The organism is Myxosarcina sp. GI1(2024) (genome assembly GCF_053543375.1).
In genome coordinates this window covers 1,468,944-1,478,724 of record NZ_JBKGTY010000001.1, presented here as the reverse complement: position 1 = coordinate 1,478,724, position 9,781 = coordinate 1,468,944, and the positions used below count along the sequence as shown (strand labels likewise).

The 9,781-nt window shown below is 42.8% G+C and carries 9 protein-coding genes; 6 read left to right on the top strand and 3 right to left on the bottom strand.

The window, feature by feature from the left end:
- From ACLFKQ_RS07075 to ACLFKQ_RS07055, 5 genes are all read left to right on the top strand, one after another.
- Positions 1–654, top strand: a 654-nt coding sequence (locus tag ACLFKQ_RS07075; RefSeq protein ID WP_448999122.1) for an IS66 family transposase, incomplete at its 5' end; no start/stop codon positions are given.
- Positions 641–1,636 (top strand): dihydroxyacetone kinase subunit DhaK, encoded by a 996-nt coding sequence (gene dhaK / locus ACLFKQ_RS07070; protein WP_448999121.1) that lies wholly within the window; start codon positions 641–643, stop codon positions 1,634–1,636. The genes ACLFKQ_RS07075 and dhaK, both read left to right, overlap by 14 nt.
- Before the next feature lie 20 nt (positions 1,637–1,656).
- Entirely contained in the window at positions 1,657–2,301 is a 645-nt protein-coding gene (gene dhaL, locus ACLFKQ_RS07065) for a dihydroxyacetone kinase subunit DhaL (protein ID WP_448999120.1), read from the top strand.
- Positions 2,302–2,377: 76 nt separating this feature from the next.
- Positions 2,378–3,181, top strand: coding sequence for a creatininase family protein (locus ACLFKQ_RS07060; RefSeq protein WP_448999119.1), 804 nt, complete (start codon positions 2,378–2,380; stop codon positions 3,179–3,181).
- Between the two features lie 79 nt (positions 3,182–3,260).
- The gene (locus ACLFKQ_RS07055; RefSeq protein ID WP_448999472.1) at positions 3,261–3,329 is read left to right on the top strand and encodes a transposase-like zinc-binding domain-containing protein; all 69 of its coding nucleotides are present in this window, start codon (positions 3,261–3,263) and stop codon (positions 3,327–3,329) included.
- A gap of 416 nt (positions 3,330–3,745) precedes the next feature.
- Here ACLFKQ_RS07055 and galE read toward each other — a convergent pair whose 3' ends face one another.
- The 3 genes from galE to ACLFKQ_RS07040 form a co-directional block, all read right to left on the bottom strand.
- Positions 3,746–4,741: a UDP-glucose 4-epimerase GalE gene (gene galE / locus ACLFKQ_RS07050; protein ID WP_448999118.1), complete on the bottom strand. Its 996-nt coding sequence runs from the start codon at positions 4,739–4,741 to the stop codon at positions 3,746–3,748.
- A 343-nt stretch (positions 4,742–5,084) separates the two neighbouring features.
- Complete coding sequence (locus ACLFKQ_RS07045) at positions 5,085–7,379, bottom strand: PhoD-like phosphatase (RefSeq protein ID WP_448999117.1); 2,295 nt, start codon at positions 7,377–7,379, stop codon at positions 5,085–5,087.
- Between the two features lie 213 nt (positions 7,380–7,592).
- Positions 7,593–8,954, bottom strand: coding sequence for an 8-oxoguanine deaminase (locus ACLFKQ_RS07040; RefSeq protein WP_448999116.1), 1,362 nt, complete (start codon positions 8,952–8,954; stop codon positions 7,593–7,595).
- A gap of 119 nt (positions 8,955–9,073) precedes the next feature.
- On the opposite strand from ACLFKQ_RS07040, the gene ACLFKQ_RS07035 reads away from it, so the two are divergent.
- On the top strand, positions 9,074–9,412 hold the full coding sequence (locus tag ACLFKQ_RS07035; protein ID WP_448999115.1) for a histidine triad nucleotide-binding protein: 339 nt from the start codon (positions 9,074–9,076) through the stop codon (positions 9,410–9,412).
- Positions 9,413–9,781 lie beyond the last annotated feature (369 nt).

Here is a 9,781-nt window from a genome sequence, read left to right as displayed (position 1 = left end):
TTTCATGCCGGCGATACTAGAAAACGCAGAGAATTGGAAGCTGTATTAGGAGTATTCTATGATGGAGTTTTGATTAGCGACGATTTTAGTGTCTACAACGGCTATTCAGTAGCAGGACAACAAAAGTGTTTGGCTCATCTACGTCGTCATTTTCAAAAACTGTTAAAGACTAAAGGGGTAGATAACCAAGAAATTGCTACCACCTTTCTGTCTCTAATTGATGAGGCATTTAAGCAACATCGGGTTTGGCGACAGACCCATCAGGAAAGCCACTATCGAGATTGGGCAGAGGATTTCCGAAGGCGAGTGACTAGCGCAATTAAGACTTGGCTCAAGAATGCTGGTCATGAAGCTGGAAAACTGCTACGTTCGCTGCGTGATAAGGCGGAGCAATGGTGGTATTTTCTGACACATCCTCAGATACCCCCCGACAATAATCTAGCTGAACGATGTTTGAGAACTGCTGTAACCAAGCGGAAAGTTTGTGGTGGCTCTCGTTCCATCGAACGGTTTCAACATACAGCCAACCTGCTGAGTGCAATTCAATCTTGTCGTTTGCAAGGACGTTCGGTGATTACTTTTTTTCAACAGACTTTACAAGCTACAGTTGGACATTGTTCTTATCCTTCTCTTATTCCTCATGCTTGCACCTGAATCCTTACACTTTATCTATCGTGCTGATGCGCCAATACAAAATAAAGTAGCGTTAGTTTCAGGCGGCGGGAGCGGACACGAACCCCTACATGGAGGTTTTGTGGGAATGGGAATGCTCGATGCTGCTTGTCCTGGGGAAGTGTTTACTTTTCCTACTCCCGACCAAATGTTAGCAGCAGCTAAGGCGGTTAATGGTGGTGCGGGTGTTTTAAACATTGTCAAAAATTACAGTGGCGATGTGATGAACTTTGAATTAGCAGCGGAATTAGCCCTTTCCGAGGGAATCAAGGTAGCAAATATCCTAATCGACGATGATGTTGCCGTAAAAGACAGTCTCTATACTCAAGGACGAAGGGGTGTAGGAACGACGGTTCTAGCTGAAAAAATTTGTGGTGCTGCTGCGGAGCAAGGATACAATCTCAAACAGGTAGCAGAACTCTGTCGTCGGGTAAATCTCAACGGACGCAGTATGGGTATGGCACTAACGAGTTGTACGCCCCCAGCCAAGGGCTCTCCTATGTTTGAGCTAGGAGAAAAGGAAATTGAGTTCGGCATTGGTATTCACGGCGAACCAGGTCGTCAACGACTGCCTTTAGTCTCCGCAGATGAGATTGCGGAAATCCTGGCTCAGTCAATTCTTAAAGATACCTCATACACTCGTACCCTGCGGGAGTTGGATGAAGATAAAGAAGAATGGGTAGAGTTAGAAATAACTGACCCTCCCTTAAGTTCCGGCGATCGCATTTTGGCTTTCGTTAATAGTATGGGCGGTACCCCATTATCCGAACTTTACATCGTTTATCGGAAATTAGCGCAAATCTGCGATCGGGAAAATATTCAAATTGTACGTAGTTTAGTCGGGTCTTATATTACTTCCCTAGAAATGCAAGGTTGCTCGATTACCCTCCTAAAACTAAATGACGAACTAGTTCAATTATGGGATGCGCCAGTTAAAACCCCTGCATTACGTTGGAGTGCATAATTTTTGCTAGGGAAAAAATAATGAACGTAACTAAACAACAAATCATAGACTGGTTGCAAACAGTAGCTCGGACAATCTCAGAAAATAAAGATTATTTGACCGAGCTAGATGCTGCTATTGGAGATGCGGACCATGGTATTAATCTCGATCGCGGATTTCAAAAAGTAGCTTCTCAGTTATTACAGTCAGAAACTAAAGATATCGGCACTATTCTTAAAACAGTTAGCATGACTCTAATTTCTGGTGTTGGTGGAGCTAGCGGTCCTCTTTACGGTACTTTTTTTCTGCGAGCTTCTACCACAGTAATGGGACAAGAAGAATTAACTCCCACCGAGTTGGCTGACTTGCTTCAAGCAGGAGTAGCCGGAGTAGTCCAGCGAGGTAAAGCTAATCTTGGTGATAAAACGATGTTAGATGCTCTATCCCCAGCAGTAACTACCTTCACTGAGTCTGTCGGCAAAGGAAATACAATAGTAGATGCTTTAAAACAAGCCGTAGAAGCAGCAGAGATGGGTATGAAGCAAACAATTCCTTTAATAGCTAAAAAAGGACGAGCTAGTTATTTAGGAGAAAGGAGCGTCGGACATCAGGATCCAGGGGCTACGTCTTCTTATCTGATTCTTAAAGCATTACTAGAAAGTCTCTCCCCATCCAAGCAAAAATAATTGCATAACAGTTTATTTGTATTGCGTTGCATAATTTTAAAATATTACGTTAATTAATTCCAAAATTTACATCCAGATGATGCACGGCTTTATTCCTCCAAAAAGATATTTCCCTTATTTAACCTGGAATGAAATTGCAGAGATGCCCGATAAGGAAAATGTAGTAATTATTCAACCAGTCGGTGCGATCGAACAACACGGACTGCATTTACCCCTTGCTGTCGATTCTGTTATTAGTGTAGGAGTGTTAGGTAAAGCTTTAAGTAAACTAAACGACAACATTGTTGCCTATGCTTTACCCTGTCTGTACTATGGCAAATCTAACGAACACTGGCAATTTCCGGGCACGATTACTCTTAGTGCTACAACATTGTTGTCTGTGATTAAAGAAATGGCAGACAGTATCTATCAAGCAGGATTTCGCAAATTAGTTCTCATGAATTCTCATGGCGGACAACCGCAGATTATGGAGATAGCTGCCAGAGATATCCATCAAGAAAAGCAGGATTTTGCCGTATTTCCTCTATTTACTTGGCGAGTGCCTCACGTTGCTGGAGAATTACTAACTTCAAAAGAGAAAGAATATGGCATCCATGCAGGAGATGCCGAAACTAGCATTATGTTGTCATTATTACCCGAACGAGTCAAAATGGAGCGAGCCGTAACTGAATATCCTCAAAGACTTCCAGAAAATAGTTTATTAAGTATGGAAGGTAAATTACCCTTTGCCTGGTTGACCAAAGAATTAAGCAAAAGTGGCGTAATGGGAGATGCTCGAGCCGCCACCAAAGACAAAGGCGATCGCATTTTAGAATCAGTTGCCGATGGTTGGGTAAAAGTCATTGAAGATATTTATCGCTTTCGCCAACCAAAACGTTAGAAAAAATGATGTTGGTAATTTGGGGTATGATTTTTAGGTAATGCGATCGCCAACTATAATCAACCAGAATTAAACGTCAATGCAGTGTCCAGAATGCAAATCTACTCACATCAACAAAAATGGAAACGAGAAAGGTAAACAAAACTAGATTTGTGTCGCTCGTCAAAGGCAATTTCTCGACTGCGCTCGAACATACAGAGGTTACTGCGATCGATTCAGTAAAAAATAATTTTCTGGCGTTGCTGAATTGTAATTGTAATGATATTGAACATTTTCTTATTCAGTCACCAGATATACTCTTTTTTAAAAAGCTTATGGCTTAAAGCTTAGAGCTTATAGCTACGAACAGTAATCCATTGTACGGCATTACTTAATCAGCAACGCCAATTTTCTTTCTTAGGGATTGGCGAAACCACTGCCCTTCGGGCAATCGCATTACTCAGACACTCATACCTTAATTTACCAACGCCAATGTGTACTAGTTTGGTTTCTTAGAAGAGGGATTAAAGTCGATATTTACTTAATATCTCAGTTACCACCAAACCATAACTCAAACAATCTTACTTAATTGTGGCGTTTTTGATGCCAATTCCAAGCATGAGTCACCATATCTTTAATATTTGGATATTTTGTCTGCCAATTTAACAGCTTTTTGGCTTTGTCGCTACTACTTATTAGAACAGCAGGATCTCCAGGACGGCGATCGCATTCTATAGCTTTAATGGGTTTCTGCGTAACTTCTCTAGCAGTTTCAATTACCTGTTTCACTGAAAACCCCATACCGTTACCTAAGTTAAAGATTTGACTCTGCTCTTCTTGAAGCAAATAGTTCAATCCTAATACATGAGCCTTGGCTAAATCGCTCACGTGAATATAGTCTCTGACGCAAGTACCGTCTGAAGTTGGATAATCCGTTCCAAAAATAGAAATTGAATCTCGCTTACCCAAAGCTGTTAGCAATACCAGTGGTATTAGATGAGTTTCGGGAAAATGATCCTCTCCTAATATTCCTTCTGGATGGGCTCCAGCAGCATTAAAATAGCGAAAAATTATAGATTTTAAGTCGTATGCCGGTTCAAAATCCGCTAAAATCTTTTCGATCGTCAGCTTGCTCGTTCCATAGGGATTGATGGGGTTTTGGGGACAATCTTCAGTTATGGGAACTACACTAGGAATGCCATAGGTGGCACAAGTTGATGAAAAGACAATTTTTTTGACTGATGCCGCTATCATTGCTTCGAGCAGTGTCAACGTACCTGCAACGTTGTTGCGATAATATTTTGCCGGATCTTTTACTGATTCTCCTACGTATGCGTAAGCAGCAAAGTGCATAACCGCAGCAATTGGATAAGTTTCGAATATTTGACTTAATAGAGCGCGATCGCTAATATCTCCTACAATTAGCTTAGCCTGTAGAGCTTCAACTAGCTCTTGGTGTCCGTAAACCAAATTATCAAGCACGATTGGAATATAACCGTTACTTTGTAAGGCTTCTACAGTATGAGAGCCGATATATCCCGCTCCTCCGGTAACTAGTATGAATGGTTGGGTTTCAAGCACTACGGTTTCCTATTTTTAATTACAGTTACGACAAAAAAGCCATACTATAAATTTATATGGCATATGTATAAAACTAGAGTAGTTTAAAACAAAAACACTTTACCAATGTCTCTGAGGCAGGAGTTACCCAGTCGAACAAAATTTTAGTCGAACAAAATTTTTCTGTTTGAGCGATCGGTTTCTAAGGGTAAATTAAACGTAATGATAAAGGTTATTGGTTAACTGTAGAAAAGTTTATTCAAACTCATTCAGATATAGAGTTTACTCATGGTGTTTGCGATCGCTTAAAAAACAAACCTATCAGATCGATCGACAGTATTATTGTCGTTTTACTGATAACCCTTCAGGCTTGTTTTTCGGCAATCTCTAGAGGTGGTGACGAATCTGAATTTAGTGAGACGACATAGCTACTTTTGACGCTGAGGTTGATATCCCAAGGGGGATGCCAGTAAGTCTCTTGAACTACGGCTTGCGCTCGGTCATCAGCCCCTAGTTGAAAACGAACTAAGCTGAGATTGTTGTGTCCGACTACTTCTCTTCCTGTCTGAAACCACGGGTTCCGCCACAGTAAAAAAGCAATCCAGTCTAGCACTCGCTGCCAAAAACTAGACTCCTTAACTGCTTGGGACATTTGCCTCCCCCAACCCAGTCTTTCAATTCCACTAGATTCGATCCATTCAATGCGATATTGCCAATTGGGCAAATTTTGGGGTGATGCTGTTAACTTACCCAAGCCGAGTCGCTGCCACCAAGTAAGTTTGACGAGTTTTAACGGTTTTTGCCAAACTAGCCAGTTTTCTGTCGGTTCTGGCAGCAGATGTTTGAGTTTGGTATGGATGATACTGGTCTTCCATTCGGCATTTTTAATCGCACTAGAGGTTAGCTGGACTAATACAGAGGCTGGGCTCGTTCCACGAAACCACTGAGATAGACGAACCGCACAACTGTAGTGAATATCGCCCGAGAGAATTACCACTCGCTCGCGCCTGTGACAGATACTATATAGCAGTTGAGCCAAAGCGACTTGATTAAAGTTCCAAGAGTCTCCGACATCATTACCAAATACTTTACCTTTGTTTAAGTTTAATTTTTGAATGCGATCGATGATGGAAAGGGTAACTATGTTGGTAGGTAAAACCAGAATGGTTAGTATGTCGGAGCGTTCTTTGACAGCTAGAGGCGTTTCTAGCTGTTGCTGAAAAGCAGTAGGAGATAACAACATAGGCGGTTCTATACCACTGGTTCCTGCAGGATAGCCGCGCCAGGTACGGGTATCGATGACGATTATTTGGTGCTGGGGGTATTGTAGGCTGTAATGCCAGTTTAAAGCTTGGCGATCGCGTTGGAGAATCGAGACCTCGCCATCCGATTGCAGTTGGGGTAAACCAGTAGCAGGATCGAGGGCGGGTATGCCTAAGTAGCGTTCTAGTTCGGCGCTCGCTGATGGGTCGGTTCCTGCCGAGGAGCAATAACGGACTGCTGCCTGTAGGAGTTTCTCTCCCGAAGTTCCAGAGGAATAATTTTGGGGAGTGTTACCCCAAGCCTGACACAGAGCATAGGCCAGCAAAGCATTTTGGAGCGCTCTTCTTCCTAAAGGTTTGCTGAGAACGCGATCGCACCATTTACGGTTGAGATACCAGTCGTCACTGATGTCGTGGTCGTCACAAATGGTATAGGTGGCAATATTAGCTAACGCCCTTCTAACCTTGGGACTACTAGCGATAAAGCTCTGGAGGGTACGGACTTCTTTATCCCAGGCTTGAGCCGAGCGATCGCGATCGAATAAGCTCTTACCTTGGGGAAAGTTTAGTTGAATAACTGGCGACCAAGCTAGTAGATAGGCGGCAAGATACTCCCCCAAACTAACAAGATGACTTTTGGCCTTTTCTGGCTTATTATCCAACATGGCAGTAAAGCCTCCCTCCAGACGGGCGAGTTCGCTGCGTTTTCCTGGAGGCATTTGACTGGCGGCAAGCTTGCCTCTTTGTAGCGGTAACTTCTCTTGCCATCCCATCAGTGACTCACTCATGCCTTGGGCTGCCCACAAAATTGGATCGGCTACATCATCGGCGTAGATTTGATCGCCGGTTAAAAATAATTGTTGGGGTCGTTTTTGAGGCAAATCTGCTGTTTCTCGGATCGAATTGTCCAGCAAAGCCAAACTATCCTTACCCCCACCATGGGGTTTGCGACAAGAACCATGAACCAGCCGCAAGTTGGCTACATCGTTTGCTGGTAAACAAAATGTGGGTAACTGATGTGAAAAGTAACTCAGTTGGCTAGTAAAGTTTTCCGTGTTAGCAGCAGCAAGTAACTCAATTTGGCGATCGCCCAATCCAAACCATAAGTTATAACCATAAAGACGCTCTGGTTGTAGAAGATTATCCGCACTCGCTGCTGCCGTTACCGTCACCAGGTTTAGATGTTTGCCTAATTGAATCGTATTACTTTGTCCTCTGGCGATTACTTCCGTTAACGTTGCCCCATTATCTCGCGTAGCGTATATTTGTAGCTTTACCAGACAAGGTGCTTTTAATGCCAACCAAACCGTAACCCGGTCGGCTTCTGTCCGCCGTAAAATCGGACCTGCCAAAATCAATGGTAGCTCTCTGACTTGGACTTGATAGCTATATTTCAACAATGTTGGTTAACGATTGATAAAAGTATGGCGATCGCCAAGATAAGTAAGTTTTCTTTTAAAAAACACCATCTCTCGGTTCGCATTTCTCTATTCTAAAATTATCTGGGGATTTTTTAGATGCAGCTAAAAGTTAAGTGACATTTTCTCAAAGGCGAAATTTAGCTCAATCGGTCGCTGGATGTAAAATCCAGCGCTGCGATTGAGCGTTGCTCAACCTGCAACCAAACTCAAAGAGATCTGGTTACTTGTTTCGATTAGTTTTTCTAGTTCTACTGTAGTTAGTTTGCCTCCAGCGACAATTTTTTTGCCGTTAATAAAACTATAGTCTACACAGTCATTTTGACAGTAAATTAAAGCTGCAACTGGGTCTTGTTGCGTACCCACAAAACCAGGACGGTCTAAATTAACAGCGATCAAATCGGCTGCCATTCCGGGTGCGAGATAACCAATATCGTCTCGTCCCAAAACTCTTGCCCCACCTCTGGTGGCAATTTCTAAGACATCGCGGGCTGTCATTACACCCGCCGACTCATCTTTGACACGAGCTAATAAAAAAGCAGTACGAGCTTCGTGAAATAAGTTGGTAGCATCATTAGAGGCCGCTCCGTCTACACCTAAGCCTACTGGAACCTTAGCATTTAGCATTTTGCGAATAGGTGCAATACCGCTAGCCAAACGCATATTACTACAGGGACAATGGGCTACTCCCGTACCGGTCTGACCGAATTTGGCGAGAGCGCGCTCGCTTAACTTCACACAGTGTGCGTGCCAAACGTCATCTCCGAGCCAGCCAACCGACTCGGCATAGTCTCCAGGAATCAGATTGAACTGCGATAGACTGTAATCTACATCTCCCTTATTTTCTGCTAAATGGGTGTGCAGTCTCACTCCTGAATAACTCCTTGCCATTGCTGCTGACTCCCGCATTAAGTCCGTAGAGACAGAAAAAGGCGAACAAGGGGCAAGAACGATTCTCAGCATCGAATAAGGTGAATTATCGTGATAAGATTCGATTAATCTTTGAGAATCTTTTAAAATATCTGCTTCTTTTTCTACTAGGGAATCTGGAGGTAAACCACCCTGACTTTCTCCAACACTCATACTGCCGCGACTGGCATGAAACCGCAATCCTATTTCTCCGACGGCACGAATTTGTTCGTCAAGGATGCAATCATTGGGAAATAAATAGTGATGGTCGCTAGCGGTGGTACAACCGGATAGAATTAACTCTGCGGCTGCCATTTGCGAACTATAATACATCCCCGTGGCAGTTAGCTTAGACCATAAAGGATAGTGCGCCGTCAGCCATTGAAACAAATCTACATTTTGTCCTGCCGGGGTAACGCGGGTTAGAGTTTGGAAAAAATGATGATGGGTATTTACTAAACCAGGTAAAACCAGATGCTTATCTTCTAAGTCGAGAACTTCATCCGCCGTAGCGGGTAATTCCTCTGTCGTCCCTACCAGTTCGATAACGTTGTCTCTGATAAATAGGGCACCATGACGAATCTCACGTCTTTCATCGTCCATCGTCACCAGGGTATGAATGTTTTCGATCAGTAGAGTTGTCATCTTCTTACTTAGTTAACACCTTGATTACATTACCTTCGATTTGAGAAAAAAGTTCGAGAGATTGGTTTTAGCCACGCAAAGTTCTACAATTAGCCTGTTGTAACTAAAGCTGTTAGTTTATGAGCGATATTTTTGGCAAGATTATTCAGCGTGAAATTCCTGCCGATATAGTCTACGAAGACGATCTGGCTTTGGCTTTTAAAGATATCAATCCCCAAGCACCCACCCATATTTTAGTTATTCCTAAAAAGTTAGTTCCTCGTTTGTCAGATTCTACTTCTCAAGATACTGACTTACTGGGTCATTTGCTAATGACGGCAAAAAAGGTAGCAGAACAGGCAAATTTAACTGCTGGCTACCGCGTAGTGATCAACAATGGACCAAATGCAGGTCAAAGCGTCGATCGCCTGCATTTGCATGTTTTGGGTGGTCGCCAACTAAATTGGCCGCCTGGTTAAATCAAAAGAATAAAAAAACCGCCCCAGAAGAGGGGCGGTCTTGATAAGCAATCGGAGGGAGACTTTAGATTACAAAATATTAAAGAGTTTGTTTGTAGCAAAATTAACTAAAAATTACTCTCAAACCCTTATAGGAGTTACGCACTTGCCCCTTTTGTGTATTTTACATGGCTGCTTTAGTTGCCGTTCGTGTTGAGCGCGTCATCAAGGACTTCGAGCGACGTTTACTCGATAAAGGTAAGGTAAACTCAAGAAAGTTGAGGGGCTGTATCTTGAATTTATTTCTAGAGCTTGTAAGCCTCGTGCTTTGTAAGTATTAACGGTACTTAAACAATTTAAACAGACAAAATAAGATAGAATACCTTTGCT